Origin of the sequence: Oricola nitratireducens, from assembly GCF_014904745.1 — a bacterium.
GTDB lineage: Bacteria > Pseudomonadota > Alphaproteobacteria > Rhizobiales > Rhizobiaceae > Oricola > Oricola nitratireducens.
Genome location: NZ_JACZCS010000042.1, coordinates 1 through 22,984, shown reverse-complemented (window position 1 = coordinate 22,984; position 22,984 = coordinate 1). Strand labels below are relative to the sequence as shown.

At 63.5% G+C, this 22,984-nt stretch carries 28 protein-coding genes; 13 read left to right on the top strand and 15 right to left on the bottom strand.

Features of this window, described 5'->3' with window-relative positions; genetic code table 11:
* Positions 1–20 precede the first annotated feature (20 nt).
* On the top strand, positions 21–779 hold the full coding sequence (locus tag IG169_RS18770) for a phosphate/phosphite/phosphonate ABC transporter substrate-binding protein (protein WP_193177791.1): 759 nt from the start codon (positions 21–23) through the stop codon (positions 777–779).
* Here the strand turns inward: IG169_RS18770 and IG169_RS18765 are convergent.
* Entirely contained in the window at positions 751–2,001 is a 1,251-nt protein-coding gene (locus IG169_RS18765; protein WP_193177790.1) for a DNA recombination protein RmuC, read from the bottom strand. The two genes, IG169_RS18770 and IG169_RS18765, sit on opposite strands and share 29 nt — an antisense overlap.
* A gap of 94 nt (positions 2,002–2,095) precedes the next feature.
* Between IG169_RS18765 and def the strand changes: the two genes are divergently transcribed.
* Complete coding sequence (def, locus tag IG169_RS18760) at positions 2,096–2,620, top strand: peptide deformylase (protein WP_193177789.1); 525 nt, start codon at positions 2,096–2,098, stop codon at positions 2,618–2,620.
* Here the strand turns inward: def and IG169_RS18755 are convergent.
* Positions 2,617–2,937, bottom strand: a complete 321-nt coding sequence (locus IG169_RS18755) for a hypothetical protein (RefSeq protein ID WP_193177788.1) — start codon at positions 2,935–2,937, stop codon at positions 2,617–2,619. The two genes, def and IG169_RS18755, sit on opposite strands and share 4 nt — an antisense overlap.
* A gap of 125 nt (positions 2,938–3,062) precedes the next feature.
* Between IG169_RS18755 and fmt the strand changes: the two genes are divergently transcribed.
* Together fmt and truA are read left to right on the top strand one after the other, a co-directional pair.
* Positions 3,063–3,992, top strand: coding sequence for a methionyl-tRNA formyltransferase (gene fmt / locus IG169_RS18750; protein WP_193177787.1), 930 nt, complete (start codon positions 3,063–3,065; stop codon positions 3,990–3,992).
* 61 nt (positions 3,993–4,053) lie between these two features.
* Positions 4,054–4,863, top strand: coding sequence for a tRNA pseudouridine(38-40) synthase TruA (gene truA / locus IG169_RS18745; protein ID WP_193177786.1), 810 nt, complete (start codon positions 4,054–4,056; stop codon positions 4,861–4,863).
* On the opposite strand, the gene IG169_RS18740 is transcribed toward truA, so the two are convergent.
* The 3 genes from IG169_RS18740 to IG169_RS18730 all read right to left on the bottom strand — a co-directional run bounded on the left by IG169_RS18740 (position 4,805) and on the right by IG169_RS18730 (position 7,375).
* A complete protein-coding gene (locus tag IG169_RS18740) occupies positions 4,805–5,404 on the bottom strand; it encodes a hypothetical protein (protein WP_193177785.1) in 600 nt (199 codons plus the stop codon). The genes truA and IG169_RS18740 overlap by 59 nt on opposite strands.
* On the bottom strand, positions 5,401–6,600 hold the full coding sequence (gene dapE, locus IG169_RS18735; protein WP_193177784.1) for a succinyl-diaminopimelate desuccinylase: 1,200 nt from the start codon (positions 6,598–6,600) through the stop codon (positions 5,401–5,403). Before dapE ends, IG169_RS18740 begins: the two co-directional genes overlap by 4 nt.
* Positions 6,601–6,664: 64 nt before the next feature.
* The gene (locus IG169_RS18730; RefSeq protein ID WP_193177783.1) at positions 6,665–7,375 is read right to left on the bottom strand and encodes a hypothetical protein; all 711 of its coding nucleotides are present in this window, start codon (positions 7,373–7,375) and stop codon (positions 6,665–6,667) included.
* Positions 7,376–7,871: 496 nt separating this feature from the next.
* Here IG169_RS18730 and IG169_RS18725 point away from each other — a divergent pair, with 496 nt between their 5' ends.
* On the top strand, positions 7,872–8,120 hold the full coding sequence (locus IG169_RS18725; protein ID WP_193177782.1) for a hypothetical protein: 249 nt from the start codon (positions 7,872–7,874) through the stop codon (positions 8,118–8,120).
* Between the two features lie 266 nt (positions 8,121–8,386).
* Positions 8,387–8,962: a transglutaminase-like cysteine peptidase gene (locus IG169_RS18720; protein WP_193177781.1), complete on the top strand. Its 576-nt coding sequence runs from the start codon at positions 8,387–8,389 to the stop codon at positions 8,960–8,962.
* Between the two features lie 21 nt (positions 8,963–8,983).
* Here the strand turns inward: IG169_RS18720 and IG169_RS24270 are convergent, their stop codons facing one another.
* Positions 8,984–9,367: a DUF805 domain-containing protein gene (locus tag IG169_RS24270; RefSeq protein ID WP_193177780.1), complete on the bottom strand. Its 384-nt coding sequence runs from the start codon at positions 9,365–9,367 to the stop codon at positions 8,984–8,986.
* A 5-nt stretch (positions 9,368–9,372) separates the two neighbouring features.
* Entirely contained in the window at positions 9,373–10,227 is an 855-nt protein-coding gene (dapD, locus tag IG169_RS18710; protein WP_193177779.1) for a 2,3,4,5-tetrahydropyridine-2,6-dicarboxylate N-succinyltransferase, read from the bottom strand.
* A 192-nt stretch (positions 10,228–10,419) separates the two neighbouring features.
* Between dapD and IG169_RS18705 the strand changes: the two genes are divergently transcribed.
* Entirely contained in the window at positions 10,420–11,205 is a 786-nt protein-coding gene (locus IG169_RS18705) for an LOG family protein (protein WP_428982269.1), read from the top strand.
* A 19-nt stretch (positions 11,206–11,224) separates the two neighbouring features.
* Here IG169_RS18705 and IG169_RS18700 read toward each other — a convergent pair whose 3' ends face one another.
* The gene (locus IG169_RS18700) at positions 11,225–11,935 is read right to left on the bottom strand and encodes a pyrimidine 5'-nucleotidase (RefSeq protein WP_193177777.1); all 711 of its coding nucleotides are present in this window, start codon (positions 11,933–11,935) and stop codon (positions 11,225–11,227) included.
* Between the two features lie 140 nt (positions 11,936–12,075).
* On the opposite strand from IG169_RS18700, the gene IG169_RS24265 reads away from it, so the two are divergent.
* From IG169_RS24265 to IG169_RS18685, 4 genes are all read left to right on the top strand, one after another.
* Positions 12,076–12,198 (top strand): hypothetical protein, encoded by a 123-nt coding sequence (locus tag IG169_RS24265; RefSeq protein ID WP_281435947.1) that lies wholly within the window; start codon positions 12,076–12,078, stop codon positions 12,196–12,198.
* A 129-nt stretch (positions 12,199–12,327) separates the two neighbouring features.
* A complete protein-coding gene (locus tag IG169_RS18695) occupies positions 12,328–13,230 on the top strand; it encodes a DMT family transporter (RefSeq protein WP_193177776.1) in 903 nt (300 codons plus the stop codon).
* Positions 13,231–13,371: 141 nt separating this feature from the next.
* Positions 13,372–14,643 (top strand): alpha/beta hydrolase, encoded by a 1,272-nt coding sequence (locus tag IG169_RS18690; protein WP_193177775.1) that lies wholly within the window; start codon positions 13,372–13,374, stop codon positions 14,641–14,643.
* A 124-nt stretch (positions 14,644–14,767) separates the two neighbouring features.
* Positions 14,768–16,252, top strand: a complete 1,485-nt coding sequence (locus tag IG169_RS18685; protein WP_246717454.1) for an MFS transporter — start codon at positions 14,768–14,770, stop codon at positions 16,250–16,252.
* On the opposite strand, the gene IG169_RS18680 is transcribed toward IG169_RS18685, so the two are convergent.
* From IG169_RS18680 to argB, 3 genes are all read right to left on the bottom strand, one after another.
* Complete coding sequence (locus tag IG169_RS18680; protein WP_193177774.1) at positions 16,239–16,655, bottom strand: carboxymuconolactone decarboxylase family protein; 417 nt, start codon at positions 16,653–16,655, stop codon at positions 16,239–16,241. The genes IG169_RS18685 and IG169_RS18680 overlap by 14 nt on opposite strands.
* Entirely contained in the window at positions 16,652–17,044 is a 393-nt protein-coding gene (locus IG169_RS18675; protein ID WP_193177773.1) for a MerR family transcriptional regulator, read from the bottom strand. Before IG169_RS18675 ends, IG169_RS18680 begins: the two co-directional genes overlap by 4 nt.
* Before the next feature lie 101 nt (positions 17,045–17,145).
* Complete coding sequence (gene argB / locus IG169_RS18670) at positions 17,146–18,054, bottom strand: acetylglutamate kinase (RefSeq protein WP_193177772.1); 909 nt, start codon at positions 18,052–18,054, stop codon at positions 17,146–17,148.
* Between the two features lie 219 nt (positions 18,055–18,273).
* Between argB and msrB the strand changes: the two genes are divergently transcribed.
* Positions 18,274–18,762 (top strand): peptide-methionine (R)-S-oxide reductase MsrB, encoded by a 489-nt coding sequence (gene msrB, locus IG169_RS18665; RefSeq protein WP_193177771.1) that lies wholly within the window; start codon positions 18,274–18,276, stop codon positions 18,760–18,762.
* 3 nt (positions 18,763–18,765) lie between these two features.
* On the opposite strand, the gene yihA is transcribed toward msrB, so the two are convergent.
* From yihA to rpmH, 4 genes are read right to left on the bottom strand one after another with little or no spacing between them, the layout of a single operon-like run.
* Positions 18,766–19,428 carry a ribosome biogenesis GTP-binding protein YihA/YsxC gene (gene yihA / locus IG169_RS18660; RefSeq protein WP_193177770.1) on the bottom strand — a complete coding sequence of 221 codons (663 nt, stop codon included), beginning with the start codon at positions 19,426–19,428 and terminating at the stop codon, positions 18,766–18,768.
* 9 nt (positions 19,429–19,437) lie between these two features.
* Positions 19,438–21,249: a membrane protein insertase YidC gene (gene yidC / locus IG169_RS18655; protein ID WP_193177769.1), complete on the bottom strand. Its 1,812-nt coding sequence runs from the start codon at positions 21,247–21,249 to the stop codon at positions 19,438–19,440.
* Positions 21,239–21,673 (bottom strand): ribonuclease P protein component, encoded by a 435-nt coding sequence (gene rnpA / locus IG169_RS18650; protein WP_193177768.1) that lies wholly within the window; start codon positions 21,671–21,673, stop codon positions 21,239–21,241. The genes yidC and rnpA overlap by 11 nt, the downstream gene beginning before the upstream one ends.
* A 22-nt stretch (positions 21,674–21,695) precedes the next feature.
* Entirely contained in the window at positions 21,696–21,830 is a 135-nt protein-coding gene (gene rpmH, locus IG169_RS18645; protein ID WP_193177767.1) for a 50S ribosomal protein L34, read from the bottom strand.
* 358 nt (positions 21,831–22,188) lie between these two features.
* Between rpmH and IG169_RS18640 the strand changes: the two genes are divergently transcribed.
* A complete protein-coding gene (locus tag IG169_RS18640) occupies positions 22,189–22,926 on the top strand; it encodes a TVP38/TMEM64 family protein (RefSeq protein WP_193177835.1) in 738 nt (245 codons plus the stop codon).
* The last annotated feature ends 58 nt before the right edge of the window (positions 22,927–22,984 follow it).

The window sequence follows — 22,984 nt, the reverse complement described above, 5'->3', positions numbered from 1 at the left end:
GGGCGGCGTAGGGAAACGCAATGCCGCCTATCGCTACTCTTCCCATGTATGACTGGCCCGAGCGCCGCGCCGAAACCGACGCGCGCTGGGCGAAGTTGCGCGACGCGTTGCGCGCCGAGGGCTTTGACGCACCTGAAACCCTGACGCGTGACGGCGACCTCGAAATGCTCTGGCTTTCCCCGGATTTACTGATCGGCGAGACCTGCAGCCATCCTCTGGCGACTGTTCTCGATGGTCGTGTCCGCTATGTCGCGACGCCGGTGCATCGCGTGCCCGGGTGCGGAAATGCCACCTACCGCAGCGCCATTCTGCGAAAAGGATCGGATGCGGACATGCCCGCGCCGCGCCGCACATTCGCACCGCGCTTCGCGCCGAAAGCCGTGGCCGGACGCCAGGCAGCCAACAGCGCCGATTCCATGTCCGGCTGGGTGGCGCTTGCCCGCGACAGGAAAGCCCTGGGGATGGCGCCGCCCGACAATGCTGAAATCATCTGGACCGGCTCGCATCGCGCCTCGATCCGTGCCGTCGCGGCGGGAGAAACAGACTACGCGGCGATAGACTGCGTCACCTGGGCGATCGCGCAGGAGCACGAGCCGGCGGCGAAGGACGTATATGTGGCAGGCTGGACCGCAAGCCGTCCCGCGCTGCCGCTGATCACGTCGTTGCGCAATGACGGCGAGACATTGGCGCGCATCCGGCGCGCGGTCCTGTCGGCGATATCGGCGGTCGTTCTGAAGCAGCCCTTCGAGGTCAGTCCTCTTCCGGATCGACGACCCTGAGGCGCAACTGGCCGGTCTTGCTGCTGGCCGTCTTCGACTCCGCCGCATCTGCCACGGCGGGCGCGTCCGCAACCGGCCGGTCGCCGCTGAATTCGAGCGCCTCGATCTTCTGGCCGCGCCGCGTGACCTTGTTCGACGAGACGAGGATGTCGTCGATGTCCTTCTGCGCCTGGCCGAAATGGGTCTGCAGCTTGCGCACCCGGTCGTCGAGCCGCACCACGTCCTCCATCAGGCGCAACACTTCGCCCTGAATGAGATGCGCCTGTTCACGCATGCGCGCATCCTTCAGAAGCGCCTGGATCACCTGGATCGACAGCATCAGGAGCGATGGCGAAACGATGACGACGCGCGCCCGGTGCGCTTTCTGGACGACCGCCTCGTGATGCTCGTGGATGTCGGCGAAGATCGATTCCGACGGCACGAACAGGAACGCCGTGTCCTGCGTTTCGCCGGTGATCAGGTATTTCTCCGAGATCGCCTTGATGTGGACGTCCATGTCGCGGCGGAACTGTTTCGCCGCCTCCGCCGATTGCGCGGCGTCACCGGCGCTGCGGATCGCGTTCCAGGCTTCGAGCGGAAACTTCGCGTCGATGACGAGGCCCGGCGCGTCGTTCGGCATGTGCACGATGCAGTCGGGCCGGTTGCCGTTGGAAAGCGTGGCCTGGAATGTGTAGGCGTCCATCGGCAGACCGTCGGAGATGATCGTCTCCATGCGCGCCTGCCCGAACGCGCCGCGCGTCTGCTTGTTCGACAGGATCGACTGCAGTTCGACGACCTGACCGGCGAGTTGCTGGATGTTGGTCTGCGCCGTGTCGATCACCGCCAGCCGCTCCTGCAGCTTCGCGAGATTTTCATGCGTCGATTTCTGCTGCTCGGTCATCGACTGGCCGATCCGGTTGGTCATGGAATCGAAGCGCTGGTGGATGGCCTGGTTCAGTTCCGACTGCCGCGAGCCGAAGATTTCCGTCATCGAGGCCATGCGCCCGTGCATTTCCGACTGCGCCTTGAGGATGTCGGCCATGCGCGCTTCGGCTTCCGCCGCCCGGCGCTGGTTGTCCTCCAGAACCGCGGCGCGGTGTTTCGCCGCCCGCCAGCCTGCAAACGCCATGCCCGCGAGAACGAGCACCAGCAAACCGGCTCCCGCCAGAAGCGTGTCGCCGAGGGTCAGAACGGTGTTCCCGACGGCCAGAAACGGCCGGGACAGATCGAGAGTTGTTTCCATTTGCCGAATTTAGGCGATTCGCGTGCCGCTGTCAGATCGCACTGTATCGCGGGAGATTGACGATGCGTATCGCATTGCTTACGTGAGCGCCATAATGACGACCAAACCGCTTGTACTTCTGCCGGATCCGATCCTCCGCGAAAGCTCCAGACCCGTCGAGCGCGTGGATGACGAACTGCGCCGTTTTGCCGACGACATGCTGGAGACCATGTATGACGCGCCGGGCATCGGCCTTGCCGCCGTGCAGGTCGGCGAGCCGATCCGCTTGCTCGTCATCGACGTCTCGAAAGAGGACGAACCGAAGAATCCGCAGGTCTTCATCAATCCGGAAGTCGTCGCCACCGGCGACGAGGTGTCGACCTACGAGGAAGGCTGCCTGTCGATTCCGGACTACTATGCCGAGGTCGAGCGCCCGGCGACCGTGACGGTCAACTATCTCGACAGGAACGGCAAGGAGAACACGGTAACGGCGGACGGCGTTTTCGCCACCTGCCTGCAGCACGAGATCGACCATCTCAACGGCATCTTGTTTATCGACCACATCTCCAAGCTGAAGCGCGACATGGTCGTCAAGAAGTTCACCAAGCTGGCCAGGCAGCGCGGCGGAACCCGGCTTTAAGCCGGAAGCGCGATGCCGGCGATCTCGCTGACCCGCAACGCCGCGGCAACGGCGGCGTCGGGCAGGAAAATGTTAACGGCGGCAAAGGCCAGTGCGACAACGGTTAACGAGGTCAGGATGCGGTCGAGTAAACTCATCCGCTGTTTGTTGTTATTGACCGTGACGCGTTTCTTCTTGACGACGGGCGTATGCAGTTTCTTGCGGACCGGCTTGCGCTCCTTGGCGCTGCTTGTGTAGTCCGCGTGTTCCTTCAATACGCCCGCGTGCGCATAGGTAAGTTGCCTGGCCTCACGCTGGCCGAAAGCAGCCCGTGTCATGCTTCATGCCCTCCGAACGAACCTCTAGCTAGGTTAATCGTATATTTGCAAAGCGACTGAAGATTGCCTTTACAAAACCGCGCGCATTTTAGTGATCCGGTTATTTTTTTATGAGGGACGGCAGTATGCGGTTAATTTTCATGGGGACCCCGGAGTTTTCGGTTCCGACGCTGACCGCCCTGGTCGCCCACGGACACGACGTCGTGGCCTGCTATACCCAGCCGCCGCGTCCCGCCGGCCGCCGCGGCCTCGAACTCATCAGGTCCCCGGTGCATCGCCAGGCCGAGGCGCTGGGTATTCCCGTGCGCACACCGGCAAGCCTGAAGGGAAGCGAGGAACAGGACGCCTTCCGCGATCTGGAGGCCGATGCCGCCGTGGTGGTCGCCTACGGTCTGCTGTTGCCGGAAACCGTTCTGAACGGCACCCGTTTGGGCTGCTTCAACGGCCATGCCTCGCTGCTGCCGCGCTGGCGCGGCGCCGCGCCGATCCAGCGCGCGATCATGGCCGGCGACGCCGAAACCGGCATGATGGTCATGAAGATGGACAAGGGTCTCGACACCGGCGACATCGCGCTCGAAGACCGCATGCCGATCGGCGAGGACATGACCGCCGGCGAACTGCATGACGCGTTGTCGCAGCTCTGCGCGGATCTCATGGTGCGTGCGATGGCCGCCCTCGAGCGCGGCAGCCTTTCGCTGACGCCGCAACCCGACGAAGGTGTTCTCTATGCCGCCAAGATCGACAAGGCGGAATGCCGGGTCGACTGGTCGCGTCCCGCGCGCGATGTGCATGACCATATTCGCGGCCTGTCGCCGTTTCCGGGCGCATGGTGCGAGATGGAGATCGGCGGCAAGTGGGAGCGCGTCAAGCTCCTGCGCAGCCGCCTGGCTCCGCTTGTGCCGGGTGGCGCGGGGGCCGTCTCGGTGACCGACGGCCGGCTGTTCATCGCCTGCGCCGATGCTTCGGTGGAGCTTCTCCTGATGCAGAAGGCCGGCGGCAAGCCGCTTGGCGCCGCCGATTTCGTCAGGGGCGCGACCATCGCCGCCATTCGCTGAACTGGACGAGGCGCTCGCCGCGCTTTATGAGCCGGTGCCTGACTTAACCTGAAGTGACCCTATGCCCCGTTACCGTTTGACCGTCGAATATGACGGCACGCCCTATGTTGGCTTCCAGCGCCAACGCAACGGCTATGCCGTGCAGGAAGCGATGGAACGGGCGGTGAAGAAGTTCACCGGCGAGGACGTCACGATCCATGTCGCCGGGCGCACCGACACCGGCGTCCACGCACTCGGGCAGGTTTGCCATGTCGACCTCACGCGCGACTGGGACGCGCGCCGCGTCATGGAGGCGATCAACGCCTATCTGGTCATGGCCGATGAATGCGTCGTCGTGCTCGATGCCGAGAAGATGGACGAGGGCTTCCACGCCCGGTTTTCGGCGACGACGCGCCACTATCTCTACAGGATCGTCAATCGCCACACGCCGAGCCCGCTGGAACGCGAGCGCGCCTGGTGGGTCAAGATGCCGCTCGATGTCGCCGTCATGCAGGACGCCGCGGCGATCCTCATCGGCACGCACGATTTCACGACCTTCCGCGCCGCGCAGTGCCAATCGAAATCGCCGGTCAAGACGCTCGACGAGATCCGTTTCTCGCGAAATGGCGAACTGATCGAGGTTCGCGTTTCCGCGCGCAGTTTCCTGCACAATCAGGTCCGCTCGCTGGTCGGCACGCTGAAGCTCGTCGGTGAGGGGCGCTGGACCGGCGAGGACGTGCAGGCGGCGCTCGATGCCCGCGACCATCAGCGCTGCGGCGCGCTCGCGCCGCCGCACGGCCTCTACTTGGCCCGGGTCGAGTACGACCGCGTGTTCACGCCCCTGGATACAACCCCGCCACCTCGTAAAGCGAGACGGCGAGCGGGTAGGTGATCAGCGTCTCGACGGCGACGAAACCGACCGCCACCATCGGCGTGACATTCAGGGCGGTTCGCGTGACGCGTACGGAAAACCACAGCATCAGGCCCATCGTGACCAGTGTGAGCAACGCGGTCGCCTGGCTGGTCTGGCCGCCATTCAGCGTCATTTCGGCAAGCGGCACGCTGACGAACACGTAACTCATCAGCGCGGAGAGCCAGTTCCTGGCGATGATCAGCTGCGAAAAGCGCCGCTGCATCCGCAACGCCCGCAGCACGAACGCCAGCACGATCACCGGCAGGATCCAGAACACGACCTCCAGCACCGCCATCCGCGCGATCAGCGAGCCGAGAGGAGCCAGCGCGCCGGCGGCCTCGATCTGGCGCGCCTCCACCACCCAGGCGAAAATCAGCGCCGGCAGGGCGGCGGGAAACGCCTCGAACGACCGCCAGAAGCCGTCGGCCGAGATATCCATGTCGCCAAGCGCCCGCGGGTCGCCGCGCAATATCCGCGCCACGCAGCCGATGTGGTGGAAGGCATAGTCGAAGAAATTCATGCGCGGCTCGCAAACCAGTCCGCGATGACACGGGCATAGATCTCCGTCAGCGTATCGAGATCGTCGACCGCCACGCATTCGTCGACCATGTGCATGGTCTTGCCGACGAGGCCAAATTCCACCACCGGGCAATAATCCTTGATGAAACGTGCATCCGACGTGCCGCCCGATGTCGACAGGACCGGCGTCCTGCCGGTCACGGCCGCGACGGCGCCGCTGACGACGCCGACGAGCGTCTCGTCGCGGGTCAGGAAGACCGGGCTCGGCGGGTCTTTCCAGACGAGGTCGTATCGCATCGGCGCGGATTTTCCGGGCCTCAGATGCGTCGACGCCGCCGCTTTGGCGATACGCGCGCCGATTTCTTCCTTCAGGCTGTCCACGCTCCAGCTGTCGTTGAAGCGGACATTGAAGGAGGCCGACGATGCCGCCGGGATCACGTTGACCGCCGGATTGCCGGTATCGATGGTCGTGACTTCGAGATTTGTCGCCTGGAAATTCTCCGTGCCCGCATCGAAGGGTGGATCGAAAAGCGCCTCGACCACCTGGACGATGCCGCGAACCGGATTGTCGGCGAGATGCGGATAGGCGGCATGGCCCTGTACGCCGTGAACCGTCACCGTCCCGGACACCGAACCGCGGCGCCCGATCTTGATCATGTCGCCGAGCGCGTCCGGATTGGTCGGTTCGCCGACGATGCAGGCATCCCAGCTTTCGCCGCGCTCGACCGCCCATGTCAGGAGCTTTGCGGTGCCGTTGATCGCCGGGCCTTCCTCGTCGCCGGTGATCAGGAACGAAATCGATCCGGGCGGGGGGCCGTGTTTCTCGATGTGCTGGGCGACCGCGGCGACGAAGCAGGCAATGCCGCCTTTCATGTCGACGGCGCCGCGCCCGTATAGCATGCCGTCGGCGGTTTCCGCGCCGAAAGGCGGATGCGTCCAGGCGGTCTCGTCGCCGACCGGCACGACGTCGGTATGCCCGGCGAACATCAGATGCGGGCCGCCGGTGCCGAGCCGCGCATAGAGGTTTTCGACATCCGGCGTGCCGTCCTCGGAAAAGACCGGACGCTGAATCTCGAATCCGAGCGGTTTCAGCATGGTTTCGAGCGCCGACAGCGCGCCGCCCTCCGCCGGCGTGACCGACGGACAGTGGATGAGATCTTTGAGAATGTCTGCCGGACGGCCAAGGCTTGAATTCATGCCTTTCCCGTAATCCGCCCCGGCTGTTTCGTCAATTTTACAATCGGCCGGTCTTGTCCGGATATCACGCCGTGGCGTGCATCGTCTCTTCGCCGATCAGCATGATCTTCTGCCAGATCTTGCGCGACAGGTTGGTGCCGAGGTTCTCGATGTCGTTGACCGCGTTGACGACGATGTCGTCGTTGAGCGCCTGGGCGTAGAGTGCGGCGAGCTTGCCGGTGATCGAGAGCATCTCCGAGCAATAGTCGAGATAACGGGTCAGTTGCGGCCGCGTGAGGTGGCGCTCAGGCGAACTTTTTGTCGGGGTGAAGCCCTGCTGGAGAACCGCCGGATCCTTGGTCAGCTGGTGCATGTCGATGATGTGGATCACCGAGCGCAGCGCATGCAGCCCGTCCAGCGCCCGTCTGCGCTTGAACCGCTCTTCCAGTGTCACCAGCGTCCAGAATCCAACGCCGGCAAAGACCAGCGTGTTGAGGGAGGCTTCCAGTCCCTGGACGAAGTCGAACGCGCCGGTGGAGATCCGGTCGAAGGACAGGACCGTACCGACAAGCGCGAAGATCGTCGCGGCGGCGGCGATCGCGGCCAGCGTCAGCAGACGCAGCCAGACGATCGGCTTTTCGAGGTCGGCGGTCAGTCTGCCGATGTCGCGCGACAGCGCGACGATCTCTCCGGCAACCTTGCGCAGGCTGGAATCGGGAAAGCGTTCCGCGATCCGCTGTTCCAGCAAAGCGGCGGTTGCTTCGATCCGGTCCTTGTCGAGCGTGCGGTAGGGCATTGCCGCGACTGTAATCGCCCGTGCTTAACTTTCGGTTTGCCGGCCGGGAGCGGTCCGTGACGGCGCCCGGGCGGGCGCAAAACCGGTCACGGACTTCACGTTTCGCGTGAACAATGGCCGCCGCGGCGCTGACGGCGAGCCGCTGGCCGTCAGTCCCGGCGGTGAATGTCATGCGAAAAAGCGCCTTTCGCGCGCCCGGCGTTCACGCATGCCTGAACGGTGTGGCTCCATCCCGTGAACGAGCGGCCGCACATCACGAAGAATCACACGGAGGCGGAAGTCATATCATATTGATATTGCTATTATTTTTCAGGGGTTAGGAGCGCGCGGGCGGATGTTCAAGGCAACGAATGCGTGATTCCGGTTACGTTTTTGTAATTGGAACATGAGCGCCCGATACCTCAACTTGTAGACAGCCGAGGCGGTGAAAACGAACCCGCCGGAGCAGGGCCATCCTCCCAAGACGGCCGTATTCGAAAAGATAAGGAGTATGAAAATGAAAAAGTTCCTCATCGCGACGGGTATCGTTCTCGCCACTGCATCCGGTGCGTTCGCCAAGTCCGGCCGGCTCGACTTCTACAATCCGATGCCTGCCGCCGCGTCGAAGATCGACCACACCGCGACGGCCGCGATCGACCACACCGCAACGGCCGCGATTGATCGCGACGACATGGCGCCGATGAAACAGTCCCTGCGCCTCGGCAACAGCGCCCCGGCGGCCACGACGGGGCATGAGAGTCACTAGGACCGTGACTCCACCGCTACCGGCGCAATCCACCATTAAGGCTGGACCAGGCTCGGTCCCGTCTCGGAGACGGCGCGCCGACCGCGAGTCGAGCGTCGAAGACTGTAACCTGAAGGCACGGCGTCCGCCGTGCCTTCCAATTCGTTCTGGCGCCAGCGCCCGGGATTTGGTTAACTGTTAATGCAAAAGCCGCCGAAGTCGTTTCCGGACAACGTTCGCGGCCGAAAAATGAGGGAAGCGGAGAACAGGCGAAGGAGGTAACCGGGATGAAAAGGTTCTTCTTGACCGCTGCCCTCGTCATCTCGGGCAGTATCCCGTCAGGCGCGTATGCTTCCACCTGGTTGAGAATGGGCGGCCCGGCATCCAAACCGGTCGGCCATTACGAATATTGCAAGTCCCACCGTTCCGATTGCAGGGCGCATGGCGGCGCCGGCCGTCTCGCGTCCAGTCGCATGGGCGTGTTGCGCAGCGTCAATTTGCGCGTCAATCGCTCCGTCAAGTCGATGTCGGACTGGGACCACTACGGCAAGCGCGAGGTCTGGCGCCTGCCGGTCAACAAGGCCGGCGACTGCGAGGACTATGTGCTGGAGAAACGGGCCGAACTGATGCGGCGCGGATATTCGGCCAGCGATCTCCTGATCGCCGTCGGCCGGCGCCACGGTGAACCCCACGCCGTTCTGGTCGTCAGGACCGACAAGGGTGACTTTGTTCTCGACAACATGACCGACGCCGTGCTGCCGGCGGCAAAGACCAGCGTGAGGATTTCCAAGATCCAGTCGCCGGAGAATTCCGCCGAATGGCTGCGCGTCACCGGCCTGACGAAAAAAGTCGCCGGGCTCTGATCGCCGGATAATTCCGATGGTCTAGCTGTTCGAAAAAGGCGGCGGGCCGTATTCGTTGGTTTCCGGGCGCGACGGCAGGAATGCCAGAAGCAGGAAGGCGATGAACGATATCGCCGGTATCAGCAGGCAGATCGCCAGCATGCCCGGCAGGCCGAGATCGTGCAGCCGTTTCGCCGCCAGCGCGAGAGCCACCCAGGCGGATGCCAGCCAGATCGCAAGCAACACCAGCCCCCACAGCGCGATTTCCGGGCTGTCCTCCGGAATAGTGACGATCCGCGAGATAACCGCCGCCTGGATCAGGATCATCAGCAGCGCGCCGAGCCAGAAGCTCTTGCGCCCGATCCGGCCCCTGAAACCGAACAGCACCCAGCCGACCGTTACCGGATGACGAGGCGCCCCGGTCACCGCGTTCAGTCCCGCAGCAATTCGTTGATGCCGGTCTTCGAGCGCGTCTTTTCGTCGACGGTCTTCACGATCACCGCGCAATAGAGGCTCGGGCCCGGCTCGTTGTTCGGGAACGGTTTGCCGGGCATCGTGCCGGCAACGACGACGGAATAGGGCGGTACTTCGCCGTAGGAAATCTCGCCGGTCGCACGGTTCACGATCTTGGTCGACTTGCCGATGAAGACGCCCATGCCGAGCACGGAGCCCTCGCGCACGATGCAGCCTTCCACGACCTCCGAACGCGCACCGATGAAGCAGTTGTCCTCGATGATCGTCGGTCCGGCCTGCATCGGCTCCAGCACGCCGCCGATGCCGACGCCGCCCGAAAGATGCACGTTCTTGCCGATCTGCGCGCAGGAGCCGACGGTCGCCCAGGTGTCGACCATCGTGCCTTCGTCAACATAGGCGCCGAGATTGACGAAGGACGGCATCAGGACGACGCCGTTGGCGATATGGGCGGAACGGCGCACGATGCAGTTCGGCACGGCGCGGAACCCGGCTTTTTCGAAATGCTGCCCGCTCCAGCCGTCGAATTTGGACGGCACCTTGTCCCACCAGACCGCGTCGCCAGGGCCTCCGCCGATGACTTCCATCGGATTGAGCCGGAACGACAGCAGCACCGCCTTTTTCAGCCACTGGTTCACGGTCCAGTTGCCGTCGGCCTGGCGTTCGGCGACCCGCGCCTTGCCGGAATCGAGCAGGTTGAGCGCTTCGTCGACCGCGTCGCGGATTTCGCCGCGCGTGTTCGTGGATACGGTATCCCGGTTCTCGAACGCGGCCTCGATGATGGTTTCCAGCGTCGCGATGTCGTGAGCGGTCATGAATTGTTTCCTTATCGGCGGATAATATGGGGCGCTTCGGCTGTGCGCATTCGGCGGGTTCCTACGCGAATGCGCGTGCCGTGGTCAATGCAGACAACGGCGGTGCGGCATCTGTGCGCGCCTTGGGGAAAGTGAATGAGTGCCAAGCGATACCGGGATGTCTGGGACCCCCTGGTCCCCTCCCATCAGGACATGAACCGGGCGAGGGTCGTCCCCGACACGCCACAGACGCGCGCACCGGCTTACCGGCTTGCCTATGACGATTCGGATTTCCTGTGCCGGGAAGATCTCCGTCCTGTCCGCCTGCAGTTGGAACTCCTCAAGCCGGAGCTGATGCTGCAGGAGCGCGGCATCACCTCGACGGTCGTCCTGTTCGGCGGCGCGCGCATCCCGGAACCGGGCGGCATCGCGTGGGCGGCCAAGAACGAGACGCAAAAGCGGAACCTGGAGGCCAATGCGCGTTACTACGACGAGGCGCGCGCCTTCGCCCGGCTTTGCTCCGAACACTCCCTTTCCACCGGCGGCACCGAGTTCGTGGTCGTGACCGGCGGCGGACCGGGGGTCATGGAGGCCGGAAACCGTGGTGCGGTCGATGTCGGGGCACAGTCGATCGGTCTCAACATCGTGCTGCCGCACGAACAGGCGCCGAACGAGTATGTGACGCCCGACCTCTGCTTCAACTTCCACTATTTCGCGATCCGCAAGATGCACTTCCTGATGCGGGCCCGGGTGATCGCGGTCTTCCCCGGCGGCTTCGGCACGATGGACGAACTGTTCGAGTCGCTGACCCTGATCCAGACCGGGCGCATGGAGCGCGTGCCCATCCTGCTGTTCGGCAAGGACTTCTGGGCGAACGTCATCAATCTCGAATTCCTCGCCGAACAGGGCACCATTTCCCCGGACGATGCCGGGCTCTTCGACTCGGTCGATACGGCGGAGGAGGCGTGGGGCGTGGTGAAAGCCTTTTACGCGATCTGACCGGGGAAAGCGTACGCGGTCAGGCGCCGGCAGCGGTTCCCGTCAGCGCGCTCAGGAAATCGGCGAGATTGTCGGTCACGTAGTCGACCTGATCCTCGCCGGCGTCCTGTTCCCAGATCTCCGTGAAGTCCGGCTCGAAATTATGCGGCACGACCAGCACCGTCGTCATGCCGAGCGACTTGGGAATCGTCAGGTTGCGGGCCAGATCCTCGAACATCGCCGCATGTTCGCAATCCACCCTGTGGAGCGCGCGGAACTTGTCGTAGGTCTCTGCCGCCGGCTTCGGCACCAGATCCGCCGCGACGACGTCGAAAATGTCGTCGAAATGATCGAGCACGCCGAGTTGCCGTGCGGCGCGTTCCGCGTGTCCGCGGTCGCCATTGGTGAAGATGAATTTGCGGCCGGGCAGGGCCTTGATCGCCTCGCCCAGCGCCGGGTCGGGCGCGATCCACGAATAGTCGATGTCGTGCACCTTCTCCAGGAAGTCGTCCGGATCGACACCGTGGTTTTCCATCAGCCCTTTCAGCGTCGTGCCGTAGCGCTGGTAAAAGTCCTTCTGGATTGTGCGGGCTTCGTCGCTGGGGATCTGCAGAAGCTCGGCGACATAGGCCGTCATCTTCACGTCGATCTGCGAAAACAGATTGCTGTGATGCGGGTAGAGCGTGTTGTCGAGATCGAATACCCATTCGCGCACATGCGCGAAATCGGCGGGGGAGGCTTTTGCGTTCATGCGCGATGCTTAAGCACGAAATCCCGGCCAAGTCATGGAGATTTCAGGGTTGTGATCGCGGCTTTCGCGTTTTGCCGCCGTGGCGGACATGGCGTGAAATAGAATTGGCGGCTCTGACCAAAGGGTGGTAGATTTCGCGCATGTCGAACTCGACCGCCGAACGCAAGGCGCTCGCCGCCGCCTTTATCCTGCAGGACCGCAAACGCCTGCCGGTGCGTTTCTTTGGCGCCTTCTCGGGCACGATGCTGAGCCGGCTTTCCTGAACAGTTCAAAGGCCCGCATCGTTGCGGCCGCTCAACCCGCATCTCCACGCCTGATTGCTTGGCCTCCGCGATTTGAAACCGCCCGCCGGTTTCGTCGCCGCGGTATCGAGCCCGACAATGGGACATCCCATGGAACTCTGGATAGTCATCACAATCGCCGCGGCGTTCCTGCAGAACATCCGCTCCTCGCTTCAAAGGCACCTGAAGGGCCATATGGGCACCACCGGCGCCACCTTCGTGCGCTTCGGCTTCGGCCTGCCGTTCGCGGCGCTCTACCTGTTTCTCCTCGCCGCCTTCACCGGCGCGCCGGTCCCGTCGCCGTCGCCCGTTTTCCTTGGCTGGATGAGCGTCGGCGCCCTGTCGCAGATCGCCGGGACCTTTTTGCTCATTCATCTCTTCGCCTTCCGGAATTTCACCGTCGGCACGGCGTATTCGCGCACCGAACCGGCGCAGGCCGCGCTGTTCGGCCTCGTTTTCCTCGGCGAGACGGTCAGCCCGCCCGGCCTTGTCGCCATCGCCATTTCGGTCGCCGGCGTGATGCTGATTTCCGTTGCGCGCAGCGTGTTCAGCCCGGCGGCGCTGGTCACGTCCGTCTTCACGCGCACCGCCGGGATCGGCCTCCTGTCGGGTACCCTGTTCGGGGTCGCCGCCGTCGCCTATCGCGCCGCGTCGCTTTCTCTCGGTTATCCCAATTTCGCCATCCAGGCGGCCACGACGCTGTTGTGGGCGATCACGCTCCAGACCGTCGTCATGCTCGCCTGGATGCTCTGGCGCGAGCGCGACGGGATCGCGCAGATCCGCTCGGCCCGGAAGATCTCGGCCGTCGTCGGCTTTGTCGGCGCGACGGCGTCCTTCGGCTGGTTCGCCGCCATGACCCTGCAGCAGGCCGCCATCGTCAAGGCGCTTGCCCAGATCGAGATGATCTTTGCGCTGACGACGAGCGTCTTCTTCTTCCGCGAGCACATTAACCGGCTCGAACTGGCCGGCTGCTTTCTCATTGTGGCAGGAATTCTCGTCCTTGTTCTCGGCTGAGGACGGTTTCATGCTCAGGGCGAATGTGTTTACCTCGTCCGGCCCGTAGGTCCGGAACGGATCGGGTATCGGTTCGCCGGCTATTTACAGGGAAGACGGATGTTTTGCGTTGCTTCCGTCCGGCGTTTTGCCGGGCGTCACATGGCAGGCTTGTTTGCGGTAGTTTGGCTCGCCGGTTGCGCGGGATTGCCCGAGGGCGTCCTGATTCCGCTGGAGACCGATGTTCCAGGCACGACGCAGGTTCCGATTCTCGTTGCAACCACCCGTGCGCCGTCCGCCGATCCCGGCATCCTCTATTCGGGTGAACGGGGCCCCGCGATAGACCTCAACGAAATCGTCGTCTCCATTCCGCCGGAGGAAAACCGCACTGTCGGGGAAGTCCAGTGGCCGAAGAAGCTGCCGCCCGACCCGTCCAGGGATTTCGCGGCGCTTTCGGTGAAAACCATTCCCGATGTTCGCGCGGCCGAAGCCTGGTTCCTCAAGCATCGCACGCCGAACCGTCGCCTGCTGATCTTCGTGCACGGTTTCAACAACCGCTATGAAGACGCGGTGTTCCGCTTCGCCCAGATCGCCCATGACAGCCGCATGGAGGCAACGCCGCTGCTGTTTACCTGGCCGTCGCGCGGCAGCCTGTTCGCCTACGGTTATGACAAGGAAAGCACCAACTATTCCCGGTCCGCGCTGGAACTGGTGCTGAAAACAGCCGTGCAAAATCCCGCGGTGGACGAGATCACGGTGCTCGCCCACTCGATGGGCACGTGGCTGACGGTCGAGGCGCTGCGCCAGATGGCGATCCGGGATGGTGGTGTGCCCTCAAAGATCGAGAACGTGATCCTCGCCTCGCCGGATCTCGATGTCGACGTGTTCCGTCAGCAATTGGCGGACATGGGGCCGAAGCATCCGAAGTTCACCGTTTTCGTGTCGCGTGACGACCAGGCTCTGCGCGTGTCCCGGCGCATATCCGGCAATGTGGATCGCCTCGGCGCGATCGACATCAACGACCCGCAGTATCGCGCGCTCCTGGAGCGCGAAGGCATCGTGGTTCTGGATCTCTCCGCCTTGCGGGTCGGCGACCGGCTGAACCACTCCAAGTTCGCCGAAAGCCCGGAAGTCGTTCGCCTGCTTGGCGCCCGCCTGATCGCCGGCCAGACCGTGACGGATCAGGACATCGGTCTGGGCGAGCGTTTGGGCGCGGCTGCGATGGATGTGACCAACACGGTCGGATCGGCCGCCGGACTTGCCGTCTCGGTGCCGATCGCCATCATCGATCCGGCGACCCGCGACAGCCTGGACGACCAGGCCGACCAGTTGGGCCGGCATCTCGGCAACGCCGTCACCGGCCTCGTGCCGGTCGGGACATCCGGCGCCAGGCGGTGCGATCCCCGGCGGCAGGACTGCGCCACCGCCCGGTAAACCTTCCCTTTGATGTTCGGATCGGGCATGCAGTCGATGGCCTGAACGGCGAATCGCATCGCGGAACTTGACGGCCGGACTGCTTCGATCATTTCAATCCTGAGTGCGGCGAAACGGGAAGGCCATGACCAAGGAACAGTTCCAGCCGGAAGACCTGCGTCCGGACCGGTGGATTGCCATGTTCGTGCTGCTGCTCGCCGGCTTCATGAACCTGATTGACGTGACCATCGTCAACGTCGCGATGCCGAGCCTGCAAAAAGCCTTCAGCGCAACCAGCAGCCAGATCGAATGGGTCGTGGCCGCCTATATCCTGGTCTTCGCGCTGGGCCTGCTTCCCTTCGGACGGCTGGGCGACATTTTCGGCCGTCCGCGCATGTTCATCATCGGTGTCGGCGTCTTCACGCTCGGATCGACATTGTGCGGCCTTGCCATCTCGATGCAGTTCGTGATCGCCGCGCGCGTGTTGCAGGGGCTCGGCGGCGCCATGATGGTGCCGCAGACGCTGGCGATCGCCCAGGTGCTGTTCCCGCCGCACGAACGCGCGATGGCCTTCTCGCTTTTCGGTCTGACGGCCGGGCTGGCGTCGGTGACGGGCCCCGCCGCCGGCGGCTTCCTGATCGACGCCGACATCTACGGGCTCGACTGGCGCCCGATCTTCCTCGTCAACATTCCGGTCGGCGCGCTGGCGGTGATCGGCGCCCTGCGGTTCATCCCGCCGATGCCCGGATCGCGCGAGCTGCGCAACGACTATGGCGGGATCGCGCTCGCCAGCCTGACCGTCCTGCTGCTGATTTTCCCGCTGATCGAGGGCAGGGAACTCGGCTGGCCGGCATGGACATTCGTGATGATCGCTGCCTCCGTTCCCGCTGCCGCGGCCTTCGTTGTCTGGCAACGCCGCCAGCAGGGCACGGGTGCGCCGCAGCTTCTGCCGTTCACCCTTTTGACCAACCGGAATTTCCTGATCGGTTCGGCCATGGCGACGATCCTGTTTTCCGGCATTCCCGGCTTTTTCCTAGTGCTCGCCATCTACCTCCAGAACGGAAACGGCCTGACGCCTCTGCAATCGGGGCTGACCACCATGCCGTTTTCGATCGGCGTCCTGATTGCCTCGGTCATTTCCGGCCGGCTCGGCATGCAATGGCTGCGCCGCCGCATCATGGCCGGCGCGCTGTTCCTGGCCGCGGCGATGATCGCGCTGCATTTCGTCGTGCAGGCGATCGAGCCGCCACTGGACAGGCTCCTTTTCGCGCTGCCGCTGCTTGCCGGCGGCATCGGACTCGGCGTCGCGATCTCGCCGATGTTCCAGACCGTGCTGTCGAATGTCCCGCCGCGCGATGCCGGGTCCGGATCGGGTGCCTTGCAGTCGTTCCAGCAGGTCGGCGGCGCGCTCGGCCTTGCCCTGATGGGGCAATTGTTCTTCTCGCGTCTGGCGCAGGGCCTTCAGGCAGGTCTGCCGAAAGCCGAGACCTACACCGCCGCGTTGACGGACGCGCTATACTACAACGCCTCGGCTTTCGTCGTGATCGCTCTGCTCGTGCGCCTGCTGCCGAAGCCGGTCGCCGCCCCGCCCCGCGACGAGGGCGCGCCGCAACCGGTCATCGAGGGCTAGAGCTGGCCGTTTTCCGGCGCTCCTCGAACAGCGCGATCGCCGTGTTCAAGCCGTTGATCGCCGCCGGCATGCCGCCATAGATGGCCATCTGGTAGATGACCTCCAGGACTTCACGCTCGCTGGCGCCCGCCGCGAGCGCGTGCTCGATATTGATCGCGAGTTGCGGACCTGTCTGGCCGCCGAGCGCCGTCAGCGCGGCGACGGTGGCGATCTGGCGCGTTTTCAGATCGAGCCCGTCGCGGGCGTAATGGCGGCCATAGGCCTGTTCGATCAGGGTTTCCGCAAAGCCCGGCAGATGTTCGTCGTAGCGTTCCGCCAGCACACGTTCGAGGTCGGGATTCATCCGCGCGATCAGGTCGCGGCCGCGTTCGAGTGCGGTTGTTTGGGTTGGTTGTACGGTCATCGGTTGGTTCCTGTTCTGCGTCGGTCTTCGACTGCGTGGCCGGCTTCGATTTGCTCGTAGTTGAGGATTTTGTGGTCGAGAAGCTGCAGGCAGTCCTCGAGTTCGGCGATGCGCGCCCGCACGGCCTCGCGCTGGCGTTCCAGCATCAGCCGCCGGGGCGCCGCTGTCGCGGTACCTTCGCGACGCAGACGCGCATAGTCGGCCATTTGCGACAGCGGCATGCCGGTCGATTTCAGCGCCTGGAGAAAACCGATCCAGCCAAGGATGCTGTCGTCATAGACACGCGATCCGCCCGACCGGGGCGGCGGGTCGATCAGCCCGATCTTCTCATAATAACGCAGCGTATCGATGCTGAGGCCGGTCTTCGCCGAAACGTCGCCGATTTTCATCCTGCCGTCTCCGATTGCGCCCGCTCTCTTGAACGGGTGAATCGGACTCTACCGGCTGGAGTGAACTCCAGGTCAAGCGGTCGGACGCGATTTTTTTCGCGTCAGCTCTTGTCGTGGACGAGAAGCGTTCCGGCGCCGTGTTCGGTGAAAAGTTCCAGCAGCACCGCGTGCGGCACCTTGCCGTTGACGATGACCACGCCCTTCACGCCGCGCTGCAGCGCCTCGATGCAGGTCTCGACCTTCGGGATCATGCCGCCCGAGATGGTGCCGTCCGTGATCAGCGCCTTGGCCTCCGAGACGGTCAGTTCCTTGATCAGCTTGCCGTCGCGGTCGAGCACCCCGGGCACGTCGGTGAGAAACAGCAGCCGCGACGCCGCGAGCGCGCCGGCGATGGCGCCGGCAAACGTGTCGGCATTGATGTTGTAGGTGTGGCCGTCGCGTCCCGGCGCGACCGGCGCGATCACCGGGATCATCTCGGATTTCGCCAGCAGGTCGAGCAGCGTGCGGTCGACCTCCACCGGCTCGCCGACGAAGCCGAGGTCGATGACGCGTTCGATGTTGCTGTCCGGATCCTTGGCGGTCTTTTGGGCCTTCTCGGCGAAGACCATGTTTCCGTCCTTGCCGCACAGCCCGATCGCCCATTCGCCCGCCGCGTTGATCATCGCGACGATTTCCTTGTTGATCGATCCGGCCAGCACCATCTCGACGATCTCGACGGTGGCCTGGTCGGTGACGCGCAGGCCGCCCTCGAATTTCGATTCGATGCCCATCTTTTTCAGCATCGCGCCGATCTGCGGCCCGCCGCCATGGATGACGACCGGATTGACGCCCGATTGCTTGAGAAGCGCGATGTCCTGGGCGAAGGCATGGCCGAGCGAGGCGTCGCCCATGGCGTTGCCGCCATATTTCACGACGATCGTCTTGTTTTCGTAACGCTGCATATAGGGCAGCGCCTTCGCGAGGATATGCGCTTCGGACTGCGGGGCGGGAGGGGAGGTATCTTCGGACATGGAACCGCTTTTTCGATGGGCCTTTTCATTCGGTTCCTCTCGTCTATCCGTTTGCGGGAACGAGGGCAATTCCGGTTTGAAAGGCGGCCCGCAAACCATCCGGGGTCCCCGGTGCCGGATTTTCCCCGCGCCGGTTCCATCACGAATTTGTTCAGAACCGTGATGTGCAGCGGCGCCCGCGGCCTCCTATATATCGGGAGAAAGATGGAGGTTTCCGCAATGAAAAGACGCAGTTTTCTCGGCATGGGCGCCGCGGCGGTTCTTCTCGGCGGTGCATCGGCCTACGCTTTGGCAGCTGGATCTGAAGGTGAGTTCGAGATCATGAAAACCGACGACGAATGGCGCAAGATCCTGACGGAAGAGCAATTCGCGGTGATGCGCAAGCAAGCGACGGAGCGGGCGTTCACGAGCCCGCTCAACGACGAGCATCGCGCCGGCATATTCCACTGTGCCGCATGCGACCTGCCACTCTATTCCTCGGAGGCGAAGTTCGACAGCGGCACCGGCTGGCCAAGTTTCTACGAGGCCTTGCCGAACGCTGTCGCCAACCGGACCGATTTCAAGCTGATTTATCCGCGCACCGAGGAACACTGCCGCCGCTGCGGCGGCCATCTCGGCCATGTCTTCAACGACGGCCCGCCGCCGACCGGCAAGCGCCACTGCATCAACGGCGTCGCGCTGACGTTCAAACCCGGCGAAACGGCCTGACGGTTACGACCGGGCGGCGACCAGCATCGCCGCTCGCAATTCCTCGATCCCGATATTCTTTTCCGACGAGGTCGACAGCACGTACGGAAATGCGGCGGGGCGTTTCTTGATGCGGCTGGCCGTTTCCGCGAGCATCCCCGGCACGCCGGCTTCCTTGATCTTGTCGATCTTCGTCAGCACCACCTGGTAGGAGACGGCCGCCTTGTCGAGGAGGTCCATCACCTCTTCGTCGTTCTTCTTGATGCCGTGGCGCGCGTCGATCAGCAGATAGACCCGCTTCAGCGTCACCCGGCCGCGCAGGTAGTCGAAGACCAGCTTCGTCCACTGGTCCACTTGCGTCTTCGGCGCCTGCGCGAAGCCGTAGCCGGGCATGTCGATGATCGCCAGCGGCGGCAGGTCGCCGGCCTCGCCGGAATAGCCGCCCGGCACGAAGAAGTTCAGTTCCTGCGTGCGTCCCGGCGTGTTGGAGGTGCGCGCCAGGCCCTTCTTGGCGACGATGGCGTTGATCAGCGACGATTTACCGACATTCGAGCGGCCGGCAAACGCAACCTCGGGCGGGCCTTCCGGCGGCAGGAACTTCATCGAGGGCACGCCCCGGATGAAGTCCCATTGCAGCGGGAAGCTCGTCAGAGCCTGATCGTCGCCGTGATTGGTGCCGGAGGTCATGCGGCTTCGCTATTTCGCCGCATCGGCCTTCTTCTTGCCGCCGAACAATCCTTTCAGATTGTCGAACAGTTCGATCTTGGCGCCGTTTCGTTTCATGATGATGCCCTGCTGGATGATCGAAAGCGTGTTGTTCCACGCCCAGTAGATCACGAGGCCGGCCGGGAAGCTCGACAGCATGAACATGAAGATCAGCGGCATCCAGGTGAAGATCATCGCCTGCGTCGGATCCGGCGGTGTCGGGTTCATGCGCATCTGCAGGAACATGGTGATGCCCATGATCAGCGGCCACACGCCGATGGCGAGGAACGTCCCGAAGACCGGAATCGCCGACGGATCGTAGGGAAGCAGGCCGAACAGGTTCAGCACATGCGACGGATCGGGCGCCGACAGGTCCTGGATCCAGCCGAAGAACGGCGCCTGGCGCATCTCGATGGTGATGTAGATCACCTTGTAGAGCGAGAAGAAGACCGGGATCTGGATCAGCATCGGCCAGCAGCCCGCGACCGGATTGATCTTCTCGGTCTTGTACAGCTCCATCATCGCCTTCTGCATCTTCTCGCGGTCGTCGCCGAACTTCTCCTTGATCTCCGCCATTTTCGGCTGGACGACCTTCATCCGCGCCATCGAGGCGTAGGACATATTGGCCAGCGGGAAGAAGACCGCCTTGACGATGACCGTCGTCGCCAGGATGGCGAGACCGAAATTGCCCAGGAAATGATAGAGGAAGTCGATCAACTGAAACATCGGCCGGGTGATGAAGAAGAACCAGCCCCAGTCGATCAGCTTCTCGAACAGGCGGATATTGTATTTTTCCTTGTAGCCGTCGAGCAGGGTGGAGATCTTCGCACCGGCGAAGAACAGGTTGTCGAACTGCGCCGTATCGCCGGCATTGATCGTAACCGGATCGGTGAGGAAATCACTCTGGTAGCGGGTGCGTCCCTCCGTGTAATAGGCGTAATGCGGCTGGAACGACTTGCCGTCTTCGGGGATCACGGTGACCGCCCAGTACTTGTCGGTGATGCCCAGCCAGCCATCGGTCGATTTGCCGGGTTTGACTTCGCCTTCCTTCTCGATCTTGGTGTATTTTATCTCGGTCAGGCCTTCGTCGCCGGTGACGCCGATCAGGCCTTCATGCAGCACGTAGATCGGGGGCTTCTCGGGCTTCGAATAGCGCGTGACGCGGCCGTATTGCTGCAGGGCGACCGCCGCGCCGGAGCTGTTCGTCACGCTGTCCTTGATCTGGAACATGTATTTGTCGTCGACCGAGACCGTGCGCTTGAAGACGAGCCCGTTGGGCGCCGTGTAGGTGAGTTCGACGGGGGAGTCCTGCGTCAGCGTCGCGCCGTCCGGCGCCTGCCAGACGGTATCGGCCGCAGGCGCGCCATCGACGCCGATATAGCCATACTCGCCGAAATAACCGTTTGGATCGGCAGCCGGCTGCAGCAGGGTGACGATCGGCGAATCCTTCTTGATCGTCTCGCGATACTGCTTGAGCTTCAGGTCGTCGAAACGCGCGCCGCGCAGATTGATGGAACCGGTCAGCGCCGGGGTGTCGATCGTGATCCGGCCAGCGCTTTCGGCCGCGGTATCGGCTGCCGTCTCGCTCATCACCGGAGCGGTCCCCGCCTGCGGGGCCGTTCCGCCCGCCTCGGTCGTCGTAGCCGGTGTTTCGGCGGCCGTCTCGGTCTGCTGCGTGGCCTGCTGTTCGATCTGCGCCTGCTTTTCGGCCTCGATCTTCGGCCCGATGTAAAAAATCTGCCATGCCGCCAGGATCACGACGGAAAGAATGATCGTGATGAACAGGTTGCGGTTATTTTCCATCGTGCGGTTTCCGGTCCTCTTTCGCGCCGTCCTGCCGGCGCTGCAGTTTCGTATTGGCCTGGGCGAATGCGGAAGAGACATCGGCACACAGGGCATCGAACGGTGCGCGCAGCACCTTCGGCGTTGAAACGATCACATAGTCATTTCCATCCGCCATGTCACCCGCGCCATGCAGGCGCACCGCCTCGCGAAGCCGCCTTTTGATGCGGTTGCGCCTGACGGCGTTTCCGTTCTTGCGCGACACGGTCAGGCCGAGGCGCGGAGCGCCGCCCTCCTGCCGGTTCAAGGCCTCCACAAGCACGAAAGCGCCGCGGACTTTGGTCCCACGGCGCACGGCAAGAAATTCGGAGCGTTTTCGCAAAACGCCATATGGTCTGCTGGCGCGCTGGTCATCCGTGCCGGCTATTGCTGCCGGTTCGTACATCGCCAGCGTCGCGGGCGGGCGATTACGCCGAGAGACGCTTGCGGCCGCGGGCGCGGCGTGCGGAAAGAATCTTGCGTCCGCCGGGGGTAGCCATGCGCGTGCGGAAGCCGTGACGGCGCTTGCGAACCAGTTTCGAAGGCTGATAGGTGCGTTTCATTGTCGTTTCCGCCCTCTTGAGGCGGCCCTTGGCTGAATTCTTTCGGTTGGGAACGTGGTCTTCATGGCTTGCGCAATAAATATGCGCCGCCGGAGACGCGCCCGAGCGTTGCGGGCTTATGATCCAAACGGGCCATCAAGTCAATGCCCGCGATGGCGGGATGCGGCCGTGATCCGGCTCACGGCATTGTGAAGCTGGCCGCCCTCCCGATCACACTGGCGGGCATCAATGCTTTGTGAATTGTTCTTTACCGCCGCGACGGCCAAATGCGGTGGGCGGCTATGGTATCGGAGCCGGCAAAACGGTTTATCAAGACGGTACACGATAGGAAAGCTGCGTGCCCGACGAGACGATCATGATGGCCGAAGCCGGTAAAACGACAAAGCGCGTGAGTGCTGTCCGGCGCTTTGCTCCCCTGGCGGTCATTGCCGCCGGGCTCGCCTTTGCCTACGCGATGGGCTGGCATCGCTATTTCTCGCTGACCTTTCTCGCCGAAAGCCGCGAGATGCTGCTCGGTTTCGTCGAAGCCAATTATGCGCTGTCGGTCGCCGGATTTGCTGTCGTTTATGTCCTCGCGGTGGCGTTTTCGGTCCCCGCCGCGTCTATCCTGACGATCTTCGGCGGGTTTCTGTTCGGCTGGCTGGTCGCCGGAACCGTCGTTGCCTTTGCCGCGACGGCTGGCGCGACCATCGTGTTCCTGGCGGCGCGCAGCGCCTTTGGTGATTTCCTGCGCGACAAGGTCGGCGGTGTCGCGCGGCGGCTCGCCGACGGTTTCGAAAAGGATGCCTTCTCCTACCTTCTGGTGCTGCGGCTGGCGCCGGTCTTTCCGTTTTTCGTCGTCAATATCGCGCCGGCGCTCTTCAACGTGTCGCTGCGCACATATGTCGCGGCGACCTTTCTCGGTATCCTGCCGGGCACTTTCGCCTATGCCTATCTCGGAGAGGGTCTCGACAGCGTGCTCGTTGCGGCGCACGAGGCCGGCACGGAAGTATCGGCCGGCGATCTGGTGACGCCGCAGATCACGCTTGCTTTCCTGGCGCTTGCCGCCGTCGCCGCGATCCCGCCGGTCCTGAAGCGGTTTCGTGCGGCGCGTTGAGATTTTTTAATTGATATTCGGCGAAATAGGCACGCGCCGCGCGAATTGGAGACCGTCA